We start from the raw sequence: 17,907 nt of genomic DNA on the forward strand, positions 1-17,907 counted from the left end.
GGCCGTCCCGTTCCGGCGACATGGACGGCTGCCCCGTTCCGGCGACTTGGACGGCCGTCCCGTTCCGGCGACTTGGACGGCCGTCCCGTTCCGGGGCGCGATCAGCTCACGGCCTTGGCCGCCGCCCGGCCCGCCGTACGGCCGGAGAAGAGGCAGCCGCCGAGGAAGGTGCCTTCCAGCGACCGGTAACCATGGACTCCGCCGCCGCCGAACCCGGCGGCCTCACCGGCGGCGTACACGCCCTCCAGCGGTTCGCCGCCCTCGGTCAGCACCCGCGAGGAGAGGTCGGTCTCCAGGCCGCCGAGGGTCTTGCGGGTCAGGATGTTCAGGCGCACCGCGATCAGCGGGCCCGCCTTGGGGTCGAGGATGCGGTGCGGGGTCGCGGTGCGGATCAGTTTGTCGCCGAGGTAGTTGCGGGCCCCGCGGATCGACATGACCTGGAGGTCCTTGGTGAAGGGGTTGGCGATCTCCCGGTCGCGCGCGACGATCTCCTGGCGCAAGGCCGCCTCGTCGATGAGCGGCTTCTCGGTGAGCGCGTTCATACCGCGTACCAGCGCGCCGAGGTCCTTCTCGACGACGAAGTCCGCGCCCTGGTCCATGAACGCCTTGACCGGGCCGGGCACATCGGCGCGGGCCCGCCCGATGACGCCCCGGATCGACTTGCCGGTCAGATCGGGGTTCTGCTCCGAACCGGAGAGCGCGAACTCCTTGCCGATGATCTTCTGGTCGAGCACGAACCAGGTGTAGTCGTACCCGGTCCGCATGATGTGCTCGAGGGTGCCGAGGGTGTCGAAGCCCGGGAAGAGCGGTACCGGCAGCCGGTTGCCGCGCGCGTCCAGCCAGAGGGAGGACGGGCCCGGCAGGATGCGGATGCCGTGCTTCTCCCAGCTGGGGTTCCAGTTCTGGATGCCCTCGGTGTAGTGCCACATGCGGTCGCGGTTGATGAGGCGGGCGCCGGCCCCCTCGGCGATCCCGAGCATCGCGCCGTCGACGTGCGCGGGGACGCCGGAGATCATCCGCTCGGGCGGGGTGCCCAGCCGCTCGGGCCAGTTGGCGCGGACGAGGTCGTGGTTGCCGCCGATGCCGCCGGAGGTGACGATCACGGCCTGGGCGGTGAGTTCGAAGGCGCCGGTGACCGCGCGGCTGCTGGCCTGGCCGCGCTCGATGCCGGACGGCTCCAGGATCTCTCCGGTGACGGTGTCGACGGAGCCCGCGCTGCGGGACAGGCCGGTGACCCGGTGGCGGAAGCGCAGCTCGACCAGACCGCGGGCGACTCCCTCCCGCACCCGCCGCTCGAAGGGCGCGACGAGGCCGGGCCCGGTCCCCCAGGTGATGTGGAAGCGCGGCACGGAGTTCCCGTGCCCGTTGGCGTCGTAGCCGCCGCGCTCCGCCCAGCCCACCACCGGGAAGAAGCGGACCCCCTGCCCGTGCAGCCAGGGCCGCTTCTCGCCGGCCGCGAAGTCGACGTACGCCTCGGCCCACTGACGCGGCCAGTGGTCCTCGGGCCGGTCGAAGGCGGCCGTGCCCATCCAGTCCTGGAGGGCGAGCGCGTGACTGTCCTTGATCCGCATGCGGCGCTGCTCGGGCGAGTCGACGAAGAAGAGCCCGCCGAACGACCAGTGCGCCTGACCGCCGATCGACTGCTCGGGCTCCTGGTCGAGGAGGATCACCTTGCGGCCCGCGTCGACGAGCTCCGCGGTCGCCGCGAGCCCCGCCAGGCCCGCTCCGATGACGATCACATCTGCGTCGTAGGCCATGGGCCCGTCCTCTCGACATTCCGACTGGTCGGATCGGGTCGGCGTCACAGGGACGACTTGATGACGTTTGTCACGATCCGATCGGCAGCATCGCTGGTTGGTGAGACATTGGTGGTGGTCGACCACTGCGGGCGACCAGCACTTGTTACTGATCGGTCAGATCCTTCGGCAAGAAAGGTGACCGAGTCAACTGCCTGGTTCCGGGTTCTCCCCGGGGCAGGCTCCCGGCCCTTGGCGCTAAAGTCGGCGGGAATCTCAACCGTGGCCCCCGACTCCCGATGTTTCGAGGTACCCAGCGTGTCGGTTCTGGTTCTGGTCCTCGCCGTGAGCGCGGCCTGCTGTCTGGGCTTCGGCTTCGTACTCCAGCAGAACGCGGCCTCCCACGCCCCGCTGAGCGACTTCCTCTCCCCCCGCATCCTGCTGGACCTCATCAAGGTCCCCCGCTGGCTGGGCGGCATCGGCCTCATGGTGTGCGGCATGGTGCTCGGCGCGATCGCGCTCGGCAAGGGCGAGGTCACGCTGGTGGAGCCGCTCCTCGCGACCAACCTGCTCTTCGCGCTCGCGCTCTCCCGCCACCAGACCAAACAGCCGCTGGGCCGGCAGGGCTGGGCCGGGCTCGTACTGCTCGCGGGCGGTGTCTCGGCGTTCATCGTGGCCGGGCAGCCGCAGGGCGGCGACGCCGTCGACGACCCGCTGCGGCACTGGCTGATCATCGGAATCGTGGTCGGGACCGCCCTGCTGCTCACCACTTATGCGAAGCGCTCCCGGCTGAGCGCCGGACCCGTGCTGCTCGCCACGGCCGCCGGACTGCTGTACGGCCTGCAGGACGCGCTCACCCGGGTCAGCGGCCAGAGGTTCGGCGACGGCGGCTGGAGCGAGCTGCTCACCGGCTGGCAGCCGTACGCGGTGCTCGTCCTCGGCGTGACCGGTCTGATCCTGGTCCAGAGCGCCTTCGAGACCGCACCCCTGCGGATGTCGCTGCCCGCGCTCACCGCCGCCCAGCCGCTGGCCGGCATCGCCTGCGGGGTGGGCTTCCTCGGGGACCAGCTCCGCACCGACGCCGGAGCCCTCGCCGGGCAGGCCGCGGGGCTCGCGGCCGTCGTGGCGGGGATCGTCCTGCTGGGGATGCATCCGGCGATGCCCTCGGGCACGGCGGAGCCGGAGCGCTCGCGGGATCTCCAGCCGCACTGAGGAAGCCGGGCCCGGTCGCATGCTGCTTGGATGGTTCCATGAGTGCCGCTGACGAGATCCTCGACATCGTGGACGAGAACGACCGGGTCATCGGGCAGTCCCCTCGCGGGGAGGCGTACGCGCGCGGGCTGCGCCACCGCTGCGTGTTCATCGAGGCGCGGGACGCCGAGGGCCGGATCTTCGTCCATCGGCGCACCCCAACCAAGCTGGTGTTCCCCTCGCTCTACGACATGTTCGTCGGCGGAGTCGTCGGCGCGGGCGAGTCCTACGACGACGCGGCGCTCCGCGAGGCCGAGGAGGAACTCGGCGTCTCCGGGCTCCCCCGGCCGACCGCCCTTTTCACGTTCCTGTACGACGACGGGGCCGGAGCGACCTGGTGGTCGGCCGTGTACGAGGTCCGATGCGAGCTTCCGGTGAACCCGCAGGTGGAGGAGGTCGCCTGGCACGACTTCCTCACGGAGGACGAGGTGGAACGCCGGCTGTCGGAGTGGACGTGGGTCCCGGACGGGCTGGCGGCCCACGAGCGGCTCAGGGACTACCGGGCGATGGACTGAGCAGCGGGTCCTCGGCCGGGGCGTCACCGGAACCGGGCACCCCGTGGCCGGCCTGCGACGGGGGACTCCCTGGCCCGGCCGGTGACGGGCGGCACCGGCAGCCTCCCGCGGCACGCTCCCCGGTAGGGTCTGGGCGTGATCGAACTCGTGCGAAATGTCCGGTTGTGGTTCGCTCCCCAGGAGATCGGGGAGGAGGGCGGAACCCCCGACTACCGGTTCTCCCTGGCCAATGAGCGGACCTTCCTGGCCTGGCTGCGCACGGCGCTCGCTCTCATCGGCGGGGGTTTCGCCGTGGACCAGTTCCTGCCGGACCTGCGCTGGGCGTGGCGGGCGGGCCTCGCCCTGGCGCTGCTGGCGGCGGGCGTGCTCTGCTCGCTGCGGGCCGTCAATCACTGGGTGCGCTGCGAGCGGGCGATGCGGCGGGGCGAGGACCTGCCGGTGTCGCGGTTCCCGGCGGTGCTGAGCATCGTCGTCGCGGTCGTCGCGGTCGCGATGGTCGTCGTCGTCCTCGCCGGCTGGGCGGGATGACCGGGCCCGTCCGGGAGGAACGGGACCCGGGCCTCCAACCGGAACGCACGCGACTGGCCTGGCGTCGTACGACGCTCTCCAGCACCGTCGTCGCCGTGCTCGCCGTCAAGGCGGCCCTGCACGACAGCGGCTCCGCCGCCGGGATCGTGGCGTGCGCGTTCTGCTGCGCCCTCTGGCTGGCCCTTCTCGCCCTCGCCCACGGACGCATCCGGACGCTGACGACCTCGGGCCCGGTCGGCCCGGCCGTCCTCGCTCCCCGGCACGCGACGGCGGCAACCCTGTGCACGCTGGCGTTCGCCCTGTGCGCGGCGGCGTTGGTGTTCTAGGGGTACTCGGACGCCACGCGGCCCGAAATAGCCTGAATAGGGACAGTTTGTGACGCTAGCCTGGGTCGTCGCCCCACCCCCGCGTCTCGCGGACGACCCGCTTGGCTTCACTCCCGCCTCCCGCGGACAACCCCCATCACGTCACAGCCGAAGGTGAGCACGATGACCACCCTTCACCAGGAGCACCCCACCCACCAGCACGTCCACGGCCCGAAGTGCGGTCACACCGAGGTGCGCCACGGGGACCACGTCGACTACGCGCACGACGGGCATCTGCACCGCGAGCACTCGGGGCACTGGGACGAGTGCGAGCCGAGCGGCCATGTGGCGCACGACCGGCACGGCCATCAGCACGGCGAGGGCTGCGGGCACCCGGCCGTGGCGCACGGCGACCATCTCGACTATCTGCACGACGGCCACCGGCACGCCGAGCACGACGGCCACTGGGACGACCACTGACCTCTCGGCTCCGACGGCGTCTCCCCCGGCCCGCGCGCTCCGGGGGAGACGCCGATCACGTTTCGCGCAGCCGCTGGACGACATACCGACTGGTCGGCATCATGGTCACGTCCCGTTCCCGTGTGCGGAGGAGCAATGATGAGCCCGGACCACCCGCCAGGTCTCGATCTCGACCGGTTGCGCGGCCTGCTCGACCATGAGCGGCCCGGACTGGTGAAGGGCCCGCTGACCGGCCGGCTGATCGAGGGCGGGCGGTCGAACCTCACCTACGCGGTCTCCGACGGCACCGCCCGGTGGGTCGTACGGCGGCCTCCGCTCGGCCATGTGCTGGCCACGGCGCACGACATGAAGCGTGAGCACCGGGTGATCAGCGCGCTGCACACGACGGCCGTGCCGGTCCCCGACCCCGTCCTGCTGTGCGAGGACGACTCGGTGCTCGGCGCCCCGTTCTACGTCATGGAGTTCGTCGAGGGCACCCCGTTCCGCACCGCCGACCAGCTCGCCCCGCTCGGCCCGCAGCGCACGCGCGACGCGGTGCTCGGCCTGGTGGACACGCTGGTCGAACTGCACGCGGTGGACCCCGCCGCGGTGGGTCTCGCCGACTTCGGCCGCCCCGAGGGCTTCCTGGACCGGCAACTGCGCCGCTGGGGCAAGCAGCTGGACGCGTCCAGGAACCGCGAGCTCGCCGGGATCGACGAGCTGCACGCCGCCCTGGGCCGCGAACTGCCCGGCTCCCCCGCGCCCACCGTCGTGCACGGCGACTACCGCCTCGACAATGTGCTGATCGGGCCCGACGACCGGATCAGGGCGATCCTGGACTGGGAGATGTCCACGCTCGGCGATCCGCTCACCGACCTGGGCCTGCTCGTCATGTACAGCACGCGCCTGGAACTGCCCGACTCCCCCATCAGCACGACCGCTTCGGCCGCCGGGCACCCGGAGGCGGCCGAGATCGTCGAGCGGTACGCCGCGCGCTCGGGGCGCGACGTGTCCGCTGTCTCCTGGTACACGGCGTTCGCGTGGTTCAAGCTCGCCGTGATCCTGGAGGGCATCCACTACCGCTACACGAAGGGCCAGACCGTCGGCGCGGGCTTCGACCGGATCGGCGAACTGACCCCCGTCTTCATCGAACACGGCCTGACCACCCTTCAGGAAGGCTGATCCGCCATGGACTTCGCATTCGACGCGCGCACCGAAGAGCTGCGCCAGAAGCTGCTCGCCTTCATGGACGAGTACGTCTATCCGGCGGAGGCCGTCGCGGAGGAGCAGCGCGCCCTGCTGGCCTCGCCGTGGGACACACCCGCCGTGGTCGGCGAGTTGAAGGCCGAGGCCCGCAGGCAGGGACTGTGGAACCTCTTCCTGCCGGACTCCTCGTACGGCGCGGGCCTGACCAATCTCCAGTACGCGCCGCTCGCCGAAATCACCGGCCGCAGCCCGCACTTGGCGCCCACCGCGCTGAACTGCGCCGCTCCGGACACCGGCAACATGGAGGTGCTCACCCAGTTCGGCGACGAGCAGCAGAAGAAGCAGTGGCTGGAGCCGCTGCTCGCCGGGGAGATCCGCTCCGCGTTCGCGATGACGGAGCCCGAGGTCGCCTCCTCCGACGCCACGAACATCACCACCCTCATCGAGCGCGACGGCGACGAGTACGTCGTCACCGGACGCAAGTGGTACATCTCCGGGGCGATGAACCCCGACTGCAAGATCTTCATCGTGATGGGCAAGACGGACCCGGACGGCGCCGACATCCGCCGCCAGCAGTCGATGATCCTGGTCCCGCGCGACACACCGGGCCTCGAGGTCCGGCGCGCCATGCAGGTGTACGGCTACGAGGACCACTCGCACGGCGGGCACGCGGAGGTCGTCTTCGATCACGTCCGGGTCCCGGTGAGCAACCTGGTCGGCGAGGAGGGTGGCGGCTTCGCCATCGCGCAGGCGCGGCTCGGTCCCGGCCGGATCCACCACTGCATGCGGCTGATCGGCATGGCCGAGCGGGCCATCGAGCTGATGTGCCGGCGGGCGGTGTCGCGTACGGCGTTCGGCAAGCCGCTGGCCCAGCAGGGTGTCGTCCAGAACTGGATCGCCGACGCGCGGGTCGCCGTCGAGCAGCTGCGTCTGCTGGTCCTGAAGACAGCCTGGATGATGGACACCGTCGGCAACAAGGGCGCCCACACGGAGATCCAGGCCATCAAGATCGCCACTCCGCGTACGGTCGTCGACATCCTCGACAAGGCCGTCCAGTTGCACGGCGCGGGCGGTGTCAGCCAGGACTTCCCGCTGGCCGAACTCTGGGCGGCCGCCCGGACGCTGCAGCTCGCCGACGGACCGGACGAGGTCCACCAGCGCTCGCTGGCACGCCGGGAGATCAAGAAGTACGTGTGACCGGAAGCGTGTGAGCACAGCACTGCGGCCCCACCGTCCGGTGGGGCCGCAGTGCTCTGTCCGTGCTCCGGTCCGTTTGGACCGTGCTCCGGTCCGTCGGGATCCGCCCTAGGGGCGCAGTGCGCGCAGCAGCAGGTCCGCGAGGTGGTCGGCGACCTGCTGGGGGCCGAGCGGGCCGTCGGGGCGGTACCACGTCGACAGGTGGTGGACCGAGCCGAAGTGGTAGTCGACGACCAGGTCGGCGGGGGTGGCCGTGGAGAAGACGCCCTTCGTCTGGCCCTCCTCGATCAGGGCGCGGAAGCGCTCGTGGTAGCGGCGCCGCTCGGACCGCACCTGCTTGAGCTTCTCGGGGCCGAGGTGGTGCATCGACCGGAAGAAGATCGAGGCGTCGTCGAGGTTGTCGATGGTCGTGACGACCACGTCGGCCGCCGCCCCCCGCAGCCGCTCCTCCACCGGCGCGTCCGCGTCCGCGAACGCGTCGAGCCGCTCCTGCTGGAGGCGCAGCACGCGGGCGTAGACCTCGTGCAGCAGATCGTCCTTGGAGCCGAAGTAGTGGTAGAGCGCCCCCTTCGTGACGCCTGCCGCCTCGACGATCTCCTGCACCGAGGTGCGGTCGTAACCCTGCTCCGCGAAGAGCCGGGTGGCGGCGGCGAGCAGCCGCTGCGGGACGGGCGTACCGTCACCGTCCGTCGTCCTGGGCACTGCCGCCACCTGCCTTCCGGGCGTTCACACCTATAACTGTCGTCTACTGGGAGTCCTGGGACCGGGAACGCAGTTCCCGACGGAGGATCTTCCCACTCGCCGTCTTCGGCAATTCGGGCAGGATCTCGACCTGCCGCGGATATTTGTAGGCGGCCAGTCTCTCCTTGCAGTGCGCGGCGAGCGCGTCGGGGTCCTCGGAAGCACCCGGACGCAGGCTGATGTACGCCTTGACGGTCTCGCCGCGGTAGCCGTCGGGGATCCCTACGACGGCCGCCTCGCGCACCGCCGGGTGGGTGTGGAGGACGTCCTCGACCTCGCGCGGCCACACCTTGAAGCCGGACGCGTTGATCATGTCCTTCTTGCGGTCGACCACGTAGAGCCAGCCGTTCGCGTCCATGAATCCGATGTCGCCGGTGTGCAGCTCGCCGTCCGGGAAGGTCTCGGCGGTGGCTTCGGGGAGGTTCCAGTAGCCGGGCACCACCTGCGGCCCGCGTACGAGGATCTCGCCCTGTTCGCCGAAGGGGACCTCTTCGCCCAGGTCGTCGACGATGCGTACGACCGAGTCCGGGCCCGGCACCCCCACCGCGAGGGTCCCGGAAGCCGGGTCCACCGGCGCCTCCAGGCCCGGTGGCACGGAGGCGCACGGCGCGGTGCACTCGGTCAGCCCGTAGCCGTTGCGGATGTACGGCCCGAGGGCGGCGCGGAACCTCTCGACGAGGGCCGGCGGCAGCGGGGCACCGCCGGAGGAGATGTTCACGAACGAGGAGAAGTGGTCCGGCGTGACCGCCGGGTGGGCGGCCAGCGCCATGAAGGCGGTGGAGGGGCCCACCGTGTAGAGCGGCCGGTGCTCGGCGAACGCGTCGAGCACGACCCCCGTCTCGAAGCGGTACGCGAGGACCAGCGTGCCGGCACTGGTCAGGCAGGCGGCGAGCTGGCAGACCATCCCGGTGATGTGGAACAGCGGCGCCATCGCGAAGTACACGGGTGCCTCGGGCAGCGCGAGGCCGGTCCGCTGCCGCTCGGCGTTGTACATGATGTTGCCGTGCGTGTTGGTGGCTCCCTTGGGGGTGCCGCTGGTGCCCGAGGTGTAGCTGATCAGCGCGATGTCGGACGGGCCGAGGCCGCGGTCGCCGGGCGCCTTGAGTCCCTGCCGGGCGACGGCGACGAGATCCTCGGCCCCCGCGTCCTGCGGCAGCCGCTCGAAGGCCAGCACGCGCGGGTCGTCGCGGGTCTGGAAGTCCAGTTCACAGGCCGTGAGGACGGCACGTACGGGCGAGTCGGCGGCGGTCTCGCGCAGATACGCGTCCCAGGCACGGTCGGAGCAGACGAGGGCGCTCACCTCCGCGTCGTGCAGGACGTGCCGGACCTCGCCGGACTTGTACATCGGGTTCACCGGCACGACCGTCGCGCCGGCCTTCCAGGCGCCGAGCAGGGCGAGCACGAACTGCGGGGAGTTCTGGAGCATGATCGCCACCCGGTCGCCCCGCTCCAGCCCGCGGGCGGCGAGGTGCCCGGCGACGGAGTCGCTCAGCTCGTCGACCTCGCGGTAGCTGAGCCGCCCGTCGAAGTAGGCCAGCGCGGTCCGGTCCGGAGTGCGCGCGACCGCGTCCCCGAGAGCGTGGACGAGGGTGTCGGCGGGGCTCACCGGGCCACGCTGCGCGTCGCTGAGCAGGGCCACCCAGGGCCGGTCGGCGTAGCGGGTCACTCGGTGGTCTCCCACTTCTGCTGGAGGTGGTTCATGTTCGTCATCCAGCGGTCGGGGTCGGCGGCCCGCGCCTGGTAGTACCCGGCGACCTCGGCGTGCGGCAGGATCAGGAAGCGGTCCTCCTCGATCCCCTTCATGAGCGCGTCGGCGACGGCGTCCGGCTCGATGGCGGTCGGCTGGAGCACGAGGTCGCCCGCGCTGCCGGTGGCGTCGAGCATGTCGGTGCGCACACCCTGCGGACAGATCGCGTGCACCTTCACACCGCGGTGGCGGTACGTCAGCGACAGCCACTCGGCGAACGCGTAAGCGCCGTGCTTGGTGACGCTGTACGGGGCGGCGCCGATCATGGTGAGCAGCCCCGCGGCCGAGACGGTGGAGACGAAACGGCCGCTGCCGCGCTCCAGCCAGTCCGGCAGCAGGGCGTGGGCGGCGCGCACATGTGCCATCACGTTGACGTCCCAGGCCAGGGCCCAGACCTTCTCGTCGGCCGCTTCGGAGCCGCCCGAGGCGACGCCCGCGTTGGCGCAGTAGACGTCGACCGTGCCCCCGAGGGCGTCACGGGCCTCGGCCACGATCAGGGAGGCGTCCCCCGGGACCGCGATGCCGCCGATCTCGTCGGCCACGGCCTTCGCCTTGTCCGCGTCGAGGTCGTTGACCACGACCCGCGCTCCCTGGACGGCGAAACGGCGGGCCAGCGCGGCCCCGATGCCGCCCCCCGCTCCGGTGACGACCACTCCCGCACCCTGCACGGCTTCCACCCTGGGTCTCCTTCGACGCGACGTGAAACGGCTCTCCTGCGACACCAGACTAACCAGTCGGTATGTAACAAGGGAAGGGTTCCCGGCAGGACGCGGGCGACCACACGGCGAGCCGCGACAGGCCGGAGGCATCCGCGCCCTACGAACTTCCCCCGGCACCCCTTAGCGTGCCTGTGTCAACCTTCCGCGATCACGGAGGTCACACCATGCGCATGTCCCGACGGTCACTGCTCGTGGCCGGTACCGCCGCGGCGGCCCTGACTCCCCTGCCCGCCGAGGCCGCCGGACACACCGGCCACCGGCTCCGCACCGGCTTCGAGCGCCTGGCCGGGGCCGGGTACGCCCAACTCGGCGGCGGGCGCGTCGGCATGGTCACCAACCCCACGGGCGTCACCCGTGACGTCCGGCACATCGTCGACGTGATGCACGCCGACGACCGCGTGAACCTGGTCGCCGTCTTCGGCCCCGAGCACGGCTTCCGGGGCACCGCGCAGGCGGGCGGGTCCGAGGGCCGCTACGACGACCCGGCGACCGGACTCCCCGTCTACGACACGTATCTGAAGAGCGGTCAGGCACTCGCCGACATCTTCACCGCCTCCGGCGTGGACACCGTCGTCTTCGACATCCAGGACGCGGGAGCGCGCTTCTACACCTATATCTGGACGCTGTTCGACTGCATGGAGGCGGCGCAGCTCGCCGGCAAACGGTTCGTGGTGCTCGACCGGCCGAACCCGGTCACCGGCCGCGCGGCCCAAGGTCCGGTCCTGCACAAGGAGTTCGCGACCTTCGTCGGACGTCAGCCGATCGCGCAGGCGCACGGCATGACGGTGGCGGAGCTGGCCCGACTCTTCAACGGGGAGTTCCTGACGGCACCCGTGGAACTGGACACCGTAGAGATGTCGGGCTGGAGGCGCGGGGAGTTCTACGACGCCTGGGGGCTGCCCTGGGTGCCGCCGAGCCCGAACATGCCGACGCCGGACACCGCGCTGGTGTACTCCGGGACGTGTCTCTTCGAGGGGACGAACCTGTCGGAGGGACGCGGCACGACGCGGCCCTTCGAACACCTCGGCGCGGAGGGTGTCGACGGGAGGTGGGCCGCGGCGGCCGGTGAACTGGCCCTGCCCGGTGTGCACTTCAGAGAGGCGTACTTCGCTCCCACCTTCTCCAAGTTCCAGGGCAGGACCATCGGGGGTGTCCAGATCCATGTGCACGACCGGGCGGCGTTCGAACCCGTCCGCACCGGAGTCGCCCTGCTGGTGACCGCCAGGAAGGTCTGGAGCGGCTTCGCCTGGCGCTCCGACAACTGGATCGACAAGCTGACGGGTTCGACGCTGGTGCGCACGATGATCGACGCGGGCGCGAGCACCGACGAGGTCGTGGCGGCCTGGCAGGACGAACTGGAGGCCTTCAGCAAGGTTCGGAAGCACTACCTCATCTACAAGTGATCCGTTGCCCTCTTCCCCGGACGAGTGACGGATACGTGACGGATGTGTCGTGGCGTATGGCCAACTTTCCCCGCCGGGTGGACGATGCGCCCATATCGCACCGCCCGCGAGGTCAGGGGGCCTGTCATGACGGATCCGGCAGTGAGTGTCTCTCCCTACTGGGAGCTGACGTTCGACGCGGACGGGGACTCGGACGGCCGCGAGCGGGACCGGTGGATCAAAGAGGTGCCGCGACGCGGGGTCCGTGACCTGATCGTCTTCACGCACGGCTGGAACAGCGACCGTTCGGGGGCCACCCGCCTCTGCAGCCGCTTCTTCGAACCCCTCCCGGAGCTCGCGCCGACCGCGCGCCTCGGCTATGCGGGCGTGATGTGGCCGTCGATGCGCTTCTCGGACGAGCCGATCCCCGACTTCCCCCGGTCGGTGGCGGTCGATGCCGCCCCGGAGGTGCGGCCGGCCCTCGGCAAGAACACCCGGCACGCGCTCCTGGAGGTGTTCCCCGGCCGCGCCACCGTGGTCGAGCAGATCGCCCGGCTGCTCGAGCAGCAGCCGGACGAGGGAGCCTCGTTGGAGGAGTTCGGCCGTCTCGTACGGCTGCTCGTCGAGGTCAGACCGCAGGGGCCGCAGACCTCCTTCGCGGCGGACACCCTGTCGGAGGGTGTGCCGGAGAGCGATCCCGAGATGCTCTTCGGGGACACCGCGACGGTGTGCGGTGAGTTCGCGCAGGCGCTCGCCGGGGCCGGGGCTCCCGGTTCCGCCGCGTTCGCGCTGCCCCGATTGTGGGACGGGGCGCACGAACTGCTGCGCCAGGCCACGTACTACGCGATGAAGCGGCGCGCGGGCACCGTCGGCGAGCGCGGGCTGGGGCGGTCGATCGGTCAGCTCGCGACGGCGGCGCCGGACGTGCGCGTGCATCTGGTCGGGCACAGTTTCGGCGGCCGGCTGGTCTCCTTCGCGCTGCGCGGGCTGCCTCCCGGGGTGCGCACGGTGAAGTCGGTGACGCTGCTCCAAGGCGCCTTCTCGCACTACGCGTTCGCGGCGAGGCTGCCGCACGACGCGCGGGCGAGCGGAGTGCTGGACGGGCAGCACAACCGGATCGACGGCCCCCTGGTGTGCTGCTACTCCCGCTTCGACTCGGCGCTCGGCACGATCTACCCGCTGGCCTCGCGGATGGCGGGCGATTCCCGGTCCGTGGCGGCGGACTTCGACCTCGGCCGCGCGCTGGGCGCGAAGTGGGGCGCGATGGGCCACGACGGGGTGCAGGCGGTGCCGGGGACCCGGACGTTCACGCTCGCGGAGGCCCTGCGCACCCGGCTGCCGGTCTCGGGGTGCGTGAACATCGACGCCGCCGCCGTGGTCCGCCGGGGCGGAGCTCCCTCGGGTGCGCACAGCGACATCTGTCACCGTGAGCTGGCCCAGGTGGTGCTGGCGGCGGGCCGCGTCCGCTGACCCGCCGCCGCACTCCGGTGCCGGCTGCTCCTACCGGCGCCGTTCCGTGCTCACCTGTGCGAGGTGTACTCGACGACCTGCTGGTAGGTCGGCCGGTTCTGCCAGCTGATCTTGCCGTGCTTGATGCCGCCGAGCGTCCGCTGGACGATCGAGTCGGCGCACCACTGGTCGCCCGCCGAGCACTGGTCGTCGCCAGGGTAGACGGTGGCCGCGGTCTTGCCCGCCGCCTCCTTCAGCGTGCTGATCAGGGTGTCCCGGCAGGCACCGAGGCTTCCGGCGCCGCAGTACTTCTGCGGCAGGCCGCCCTGCACGGACTCCCCCAGCACCGCCCGGATGTCCTTGTCGACATAGCTCCACCAGCCGTACTGGAAGGAGCTTCCGGCGTGCGAACCGGTCGGTCCGTGACCGGCCGACGGTGCCTCGTCGATGGGGAGGTTGTTGCCGAGCGCGGTGTAGAGGTCACTGCCGAGCCCCGGCTGGAACTCGGCCTTCACCAGCAGCGGCCACCAGGCGTCCAGGATGCGGACCGCGTCGGCGTCGGCGTAGGTGTGCGAACCGGCCGAGGTCTCCTTGCGCCTGGCGCCCGCCGTCACCCACGCGGAGAGCTTGCTCACCGCCGCCGCGGCCGTGGAGTCCGTGACCGGGGAGCTGTTGACGACCTTCAGCAGGTCGGGGAGCACGTCCTCGGCCCGCAGATCGGCGAGCGCCGCGTCGGCCATCGCCTTCACCAGCGCGGATCTGGTCACACCGCCCGCCGCGACCAGCTTCGCGACCCGGTCCTCCAGCAGGTCGCCGCGGTGCACCGAGCCGTCGCCCCAGGAGGCCGTCGTGTAGTCCTTGGCCTGTTTGTTGTTCCAGGAGATGTAGTAGTCCTGGTCCACGGAGTTGGGGTGCGCGGACGCCGGGGTGTAGGAGGCGGTGTTCGTGGCCGCGTCCCAGTTCTGCCACTCGTAGGCGGCCTGCGCCCACACGGGGAACTCGGCGTCGACCCCGCTCGCCCGCACCGGGTTGTCGCCGCTGTTGTGGTACGCGGTGTGCGCCGAGTCGGCGTAGAACCAGTTGAAGGTGTAGTTGATGTGCTGCACCGCGCTCTGGAAAGTCGCCGGACTCTTCACGTAGTCCGGGTCGTTGAGCATCTGGAAACCGATGATCGAGTCGGCCTCGCGCATGAAGGAGGAGCGCAGGGTGGTGTACGCGACCTTCTTGCCGCCCACGGTCGCGCGGTACGCCACGGGACCGTACTTGGTCCGGTAGACCTGCATCCGGTACGAGCCGGCCGCGGTGCCGTCGGCGACGGTCGGCTTCCAGGAGTTGGTCCGCTCGACCTTGTCCATCGCCGTGCAGGTGCCGTGGTAGAGGTAGTGGAAGTCGTCCTGGCACAGCTCGACGGCATAGGTGTCGATGATGTCCTGGCCGGAGGTCGTCGCGCTCCAGGAGTAGTCCTGGCCGCGGCCGAGTTCGACGTACATGCTCAGGCCCGCGAAGGAGGCGCCGCGGGCGCTGAGGCCGGGGCCCTGGATCTCCTGGAGCATGAGCAGCTGTGGCGCGAAATAGCCGGTCTGCGGGCCGAAGACGGCGATCGGGTGGCCGCTGGCCGTGTGCTCGCCGCTGACCACGAGGGCGTTGGACATACCGCGCTTGGCCGAGGTGAGCGACGTCTTGGCCGCCGTGGCCGAGGCGCTGGTGGCGCTCGCGGTGGCCGCGCTGCCGGTGCGGTCGTAGACCAGCTGCTCCTGGGTCACCGAGCCGGCGTCGGGCAGGGCCTCGCCCTGCGGGTTGTCCGGCTTGCCGGCGTACGGGAAGCTCTCGCCGTTGTGGACGGTCAGCGCCGCTTCCGGGTCGTTGCGTTCGCGGAAGGACTCCCAGACCTTGGTGCCCTCGGTCACACCGTACTTGGACTGGGCGGCGAGCAGCGAGATGGCGTTGTTGACCTCGCCGCCGCCTCCGGAGCCGAACAGCGAGCCGATGACGGAGGCCAGCGCGACCAGGTCGGTGAGCTTGAAGTGGTCGATGGTGCCGGCGTTGGTGATGGAGTCCTTGTGACCGGTCAGGACGTACTCGCCGGGGAAGTAGCGGCCGCTGTCGGAGGCGTCGATGTAGGAGTTGATGCCGTCGATGTAGGCGTTCGCGTCGGCGAGGGCCTGGGTGCCCCGGGCTCCGGCGCTGTTGGTCGCGCTGTCGATCTGGGCCTGGAGATCGGCCTCGGTGTAGGGCGCGTTGCGCCAGAACTCCTGCTCGAGACCCTGGTTGGAGGCGGCGCCGCCGGCGAAGCCGGTCAGCTGGCCGCGTCCGACGTGCCGGAAGACGTCCATCAGCCACAGCCGGTCCTGGGCGGCGGCGAACCCGGCGCCGTACTCGGTGCCGTAGCGGGTGGTGCCGGTGATGTGCGGCACGCCCGTCTTCTTGTCGCGGACGATCGTCACGTCGGTGCGGCCGCCGGGCTTGGTGGTGGAGGCGACCTGGCCGGAGGCGACGCCGAAGGAGGCGTCGTTGAAGAAGTCGTTGATCTTGGCGTCGGTGAGCGTCGAGTAGCCGGAGGCAAGGTTGCCGTAGGGGGCGAGCTGGTCCTCGGCATGGCTGGGCTGGGTGCCGAAGGCCTGGTTGAGCAGGATCTGGGCGAGGGTCGCGTTGCCGTTCTCACCGGGCGGCAGGATGTCCGAGCACCGGCCGCCGCAGTAGTCGTTCGCGGCTGCCTCGGCCGAGGTGTCGGCGGCCGCCGCCGGGGAAAGCGGCGACAAAAGGCCGGCAATGAGCACGCATAGGGATGCTGCCTTGAGGAACTTGGGGAATCTGCGGGGAGTTCTCAGTCTGTCCAAGGTGGTGCGTGGGGTGCTCGGTGGCATGTCAGCTCCTACCGACGGGGGGTGGGCCGGACGTTACCGCCGGTATCCCCGAGTTTGAAGATGAACATGCGTCAGTTTTTGGGATTCATCGCGAGCGCGGGGCCGGTCGACAGCCGGCCGACAGCAACGGGAGGTAGGCCGAGGGCACTCGGTGGGCGGCTCGCGGCGGTCATCCGAAAAATTGGATGGAGCCGAATCGCTTGTCGATACGTCTACTCGACGACGTCCGTACGGGACGACGCCGAAGTGACCGGAGTGCAGGTGCAGGTGTGACGGAGGTGCAGGACGATGGCCGGTTTCCGGAGTCTGGCGAGACAGGTGCGAGATCCGAGGTGTGATCTGGCACTGCGGAGGTACTCACTGCGCAAGTGCCTGGAGAGGTTCGCCCCTTACGGGCATCGGGCGACCTGGGACCATCTGTGTTCCCGGGCCGGGTTCGGTCCGGAGGACCGGTCCCCCGACCCGGCGCGGCTCGTGGCCGCACTGGAGGAACTGGAGGAGGCCCGCTCCGTCTGGCTCGCCTACGAGGTCGCGTTCGCCCAGCGTCGCAAGAAGGAGAAGCACGACGGGCTGCGCAGGCCGGGCAGTGTCGACGACTGGCACCGGCTGACCTGGGGCGGGTTCGGTGTCGCGTGGTGCGACAACCCCCGTGTCCATCCCCGTGAATCACTGGCCGAGGTGCTGCGCCGGCTGATCGCCGCCCTGGAGCGCGAGCCGGGCGCCGTCTGCCCGGTGTGCGCCGGTGAGCGCCTTCTCTGGATGTACGACCTGGCCCACGAACCGTCGTCGGGTCCCGTCTGCACGAGCTGCGGAATCGTGGTGCCGCGGCCCGTCCTGACCCCGGAAGCCCTGGCGGGGGCCAGGCGCGGCCGGCTGCTCGTGTCGGCGTGAGTGCCCCGCCGGGCCGGGCGGCCGGGACTCCGCCGGGCTGAGCGGCACGGGGCAGGGAGCTGCGGGTGAGCCGTCGGCCGCGGAGGGTCCGTGGCCGGGCGCGCAGTTCCCGGCGCCCGATTGTCAGTGGTGTCCGGCACCATCGGGGGCATGGTGCAGGTCTGTCTGAACGGAGCGCGCGGATCGGCCGACGGCGCCGCCGTGCCGATGTCGCCCTGGGCGATGGCCCGATCCGCGGCCGGGGCGGTCGCGGCCGGCGCCTCGGACATCCATGTCCACCCGAAGACCCCGTGCGGACGGGACACGTTGTCGCCCGGGGTGGTGGCGGCGACGCTCGAAGCGATACGGACGCGGGTGGGCGTCCCGGTCGGAGTGACCACCGGCGCCTGGGCCGAGCCCGATCCGGCGGCCCGGGTCGAACGCGTCCGCTCCTGGACCGTGCTGCCCGACCACGCCTCGGTGAACTGGCACGAGCCGGGCGCGGAGGAGGTCGCGGCGGCACTCCTCGACCGCGGGATCGGCGTGGAGGCGGGCATCTGGTCCGGCACGGACGGAGCGGCCCGGTTCCTGGCATCGCCGCTCGCGCCGCGGGTCCTGCGCGTCCTGGCCGAGGTGACGGACACTTCGCCGGGGACCGCCGAGGAGTCGGCCCGCGCCCTGCTCGCGGCGCTCGGCACCGTGTCCGGCCGCCCCGTCCTGCTGCACGGCGAGGAGGGCGGCGCCTGGCCGGTGCTGCGCCTGGCGGGACGGCTGGGCCTCGCCACCCGGACCGGGCTCGAGGACACCCTCGTACTCCCGGACGGGGAGCGGGCGTTGTCCAACGCGCGGCTGGTGACGGAGGGTCTCGCCCAGTACGGGGCGGCCCGGCGCCCGCCGCCGACGGGACGAAGCCGCTGACGGTAGCAGCCATAAATCCG

The 17,907-nt window shown here is 71.1% G+C and carries 16 protein-coding genes; 11 read left to right on the forward strand and 5 right to left on the reverse strand.

From position 1 onward, the window contains the following. Positions 1-101 precede the first annotated feature (101 nt). Positions 102-1,757 (reverse strand): FAD-binding dehydrogenase, encoded by a 1,656-nt coding sequence (locus ACWD68_RS24970; RefSeq protein ID WP_451808666.1) that lies wholly within the window; start codon positions 1,755-1,757, stop codon positions 102-104. Positions 1,758-2,054: 297 nt separating this feature from the next. Here ACWD68_RS24970 and ACWD68_RS24975 point away from each other — a divergent pair, with 297 nt between their 5' ends. The 7 genes from ACWD68_RS24975 (at position 2,055) to ACWD68_RS25005 (ending at position 7,197) form a co-directional block, all read left to right on the forward strand. Continuing rightward, positions 2,055-2,948 carry a DMT family transporter gene (locus tag ACWD68_RS24975; protein WP_451808667.1) on the forward strand — a complete coding sequence of 298 codons (894 nt, stop codon included), beginning with the start codon at positions 2,055-2,057 and terminating at the stop codon, positions 2,946-2,948. 38 nt (positions 2,949-2,986) lie between these two features. Further along, positions 2,987-3,502: an NUDIX hydrolase gene (locus ACWD68_RS24980; protein ID WP_451808668.1), complete on the forward strand. Its 516-nt coding sequence runs from the start codon at positions 2,987-2,989 to the stop codon at positions 3,500-3,502. A gap of 135 nt (positions 3,503-3,637) precedes the next feature. Continuing rightward, positions 3,638-4,030 carry a YidH family protein gene (locus ACWD68_RS24985; protein WP_451808669.1) on the forward strand — a complete coding sequence of 131 codons (393 nt, stop codon included), beginning with the start codon at positions 3,638-3,640 and terminating at the stop codon, positions 4,028-4,030. Further along, positions 4,027-4,356, forward strand: a complete 330-nt coding sequence (locus ACWD68_RS24990; RefSeq protein WP_451808670.1) for a DUF202 domain-containing protein — start codon at positions 4,027-4,029, stop codon at positions 4,354-4,356. The genes ACWD68_RS24985 and ACWD68_RS24990 overlap by 4 nt, the downstream gene beginning before the upstream one ends. A 162-nt stretch (positions 4,357-4,518) precedes the next feature. After that, positions 4,519-4,815: a hypothetical protein gene (locus tag ACWD68_RS24995; protein WP_451808671.1), complete on the forward strand. Its 297-nt coding sequence runs from the start codon at positions 4,519-4,521 to the stop codon at positions 4,813-4,815. Positions 4,816-4,953: 138 nt separating this feature from the next. After that, positions 4,954-5,976 carry a phosphotransferase family protein gene (locus ACWD68_RS25000; RefSeq protein WP_451808708.1) on the forward strand — a complete coding sequence of 341 codons (1,023 nt, stop codon included), beginning with the start codon at positions 4,954-4,956 and terminating at the stop codon, positions 5,974-5,976. Between the two features lie 6 nt (positions 5,977-5,982). After that, positions 5,983-7,197 carry an acyl-CoA dehydrogenase family protein gene (locus ACWD68_RS25005; protein ID WP_451808672.1) on the forward strand — a complete coding sequence of 405 codons (1,215 nt, stop codon included), beginning with the start codon at positions 5,983-5,985 and terminating at the stop codon, positions 7,195-7,197. 108 nt (positions 7,198-7,305) lie between these two features. On the opposite strand, the gene ACWD68_RS25010 is transcribed toward ACWD68_RS25005, so the two are convergent. The 3 genes from ACWD68_RS25010 to ACWD68_RS25020 are packed head-to-tail and all read right to left on the reverse strand — an operon-like array spanning position 7,306 to position 10,362. After that, positions 7,306-7,899: a TetR/AcrR family transcriptional regulator gene (locus ACWD68_RS25010; protein WP_451808673.1), complete on the reverse strand. Its 594-nt coding sequence runs from the start codon at positions 7,897-7,899 to the stop codon at positions 7,306-7,308. A 43-nt stretch (positions 7,900-7,942) separates the two neighbouring features. After that, complete coding sequence (locus tag ACWD68_RS25015; protein ID WP_451808674.1) at positions 7,943-9,604, reverse strand: AMP-binding protein; 1,662 nt, start codon at positions 9,602-9,604, stop codon at positions 7,943-7,945. Beyond that, entirely contained in the window at positions 9,601-10,362 is a 762-nt protein-coding gene (locus tag ACWD68_RS25020) for an SDR family oxidoreductase (protein WP_451808675.1), read from the reverse strand. The genes ACWD68_RS25015 and ACWD68_RS25020 overlap by 4 nt, the downstream gene beginning before the upstream one ends. 206 nt (positions 10,363-10,568) lie before the next feature. On the opposite strand from ACWD68_RS25020, the gene ACWD68_RS25025 reads away from it, so the two are divergent. Beyond that, on the forward strand, positions 10,569-11,807 hold the full coding sequence (locus ACWD68_RS25025; protein ID WP_451808676.1) for an exo-beta-N-acetylmuramidase NamZ family protein: 1,239 nt from the start codon (positions 10,569-10,571) through the stop codon (positions 11,805-11,807). Positions 11,808-11,933: 126 nt separating this feature from the next. Beyond that, positions 11,934-13,256 (forward strand): serine-threonine protein kinase, encoded by a 1,323-nt coding sequence (locus ACWD68_RS25030; protein ID WP_451808677.1) that lies wholly within the window; start codon positions 11,934-11,936, stop codon positions 13,254-13,256. Between the two features lie 50 nt (positions 13,257-13,306). Here the strand turns inward: ACWD68_RS25030 and ACWD68_RS25035 are convergent, their stop codons facing one another. After that, positions 13,307-16,099: a penicillin acylase family protein gene (locus ACWD68_RS25035; RefSeq protein ID WP_451808678.1), complete on the reverse strand. Its 2,793-nt coding sequence runs from the start codon at positions 16,097-16,099 to the stop codon at positions 13,307-13,309. A 288-nt stretch (positions 16,100-16,387) separates the two neighbouring features. Here ACWD68_RS25035 and ACWD68_RS25040 point away from each other — a divergent pair, with 288 nt between their 5' ends. Both ACWD68_RS25040 and ACWD68_RS25045 read left to right on the forward strand, forming a co-directional pair. Further along, entirely contained in the window at positions 16,388-16,990 is a 603-nt protein-coding gene (locus tag ACWD68_RS25040) for a hypothetical protein (RefSeq protein ID WP_451808679.1), read from the forward strand. Positions 16,991-17,140: 150 nt separating this feature from the next. After that, positions 17,141-17,887: a 3-keto-5-aminohexanoate cleavage protein gene (locus ACWD68_RS25045; RefSeq protein ID WP_451808680.1), complete on the forward strand. Its 747-nt coding sequence runs from the start codon at positions 17,141-17,143 to the stop codon at positions 17,885-17,887. Positions 17,888-17,907: the final 20 nt, after the last annotated feature.

The organism is Streptomyces sp. NPDC005141 (assembly GCF_053599975.1).

Bases quoted from the DNA above. Each gene is read 5' to 3' on its own strand.
- ACWD68_RS24970 (WP_451808666.1), bottom strand. From the start codon at position 1,757: ATGGCCTACGACGCAGATGTGATCGTCATCGGAGCGGGCCTGGCGGGG.
- ACWD68_RS24980 (WP_451808668.1), top strand. From the start codon at position 2,987: ATGAGTGCCGCTGACGAGATCCTCGACATCGTGGACGAGAACGACCGG.
- ACWD68_RS24990 (WP_451808670.1), top strand. From the start codon at position 4,027: ATGACCGGGCCCGTCCGGGAGGAACGGGACCCGGGCCTCCAACCGGAA.
- ACWD68_RS24995 (WP_451808671.1), top strand. From the start codon at position 4,519: ATGACCACCCTTCACCAGGAGCACCCCACCCACCAGCACGTCCACGGC.
- ACWD68_RS25000 (WP_451808708.1), top strand. From the start codon at position 4,954: ATGAGCCCGGACCACCCGCCAGGTCTCGATCTCGACCGGTTGCGCGGC.
- ACWD68_RS25005 (WP_451808672.1), top strand. From the start codon at position 5,983: ATGGACTTCGCATTCGACGCGCGCACCGAAGAGCTGCGCCAGAAGCTG.
- ACWD68_RS25025 (WP_451808676.1), top strand. From the start codon at position 10,569: ATGCGCATGTCCCGACGGTCACTGCTCGTGGCCGGTACCGCCGCGGCG.
- ACWD68_RS25030 (WP_451808677.1), top strand. From the start codon at position 11,934: ATGACGGATCCGGCAGTGAGTGTCTCTCCCTACTGGGAGCTGACGTTC.
- ACWD68_RS25035 (WP_451808678.1), bottom strand. From the start codon at position 16,099: ATGCCACCGAGCACCCCACGCACCACCTTGGACAGACTGAGAACTCCC.
- ACWD68_RS25040 (WP_451808679.1), top strand. From the start codon at position 16,388: ATGGCCGGTTTCCGGAGTCTGGCGAGACAGGTGCGAGATCCGAGGTGT.
- ACWD68_RS25045 (WP_451808680.1), top strand. From the start codon at position 17,141: ATGGTGCAGGTCTGTCTGAACGGAGCGCGCGGATCGGCCGACGGCGCC.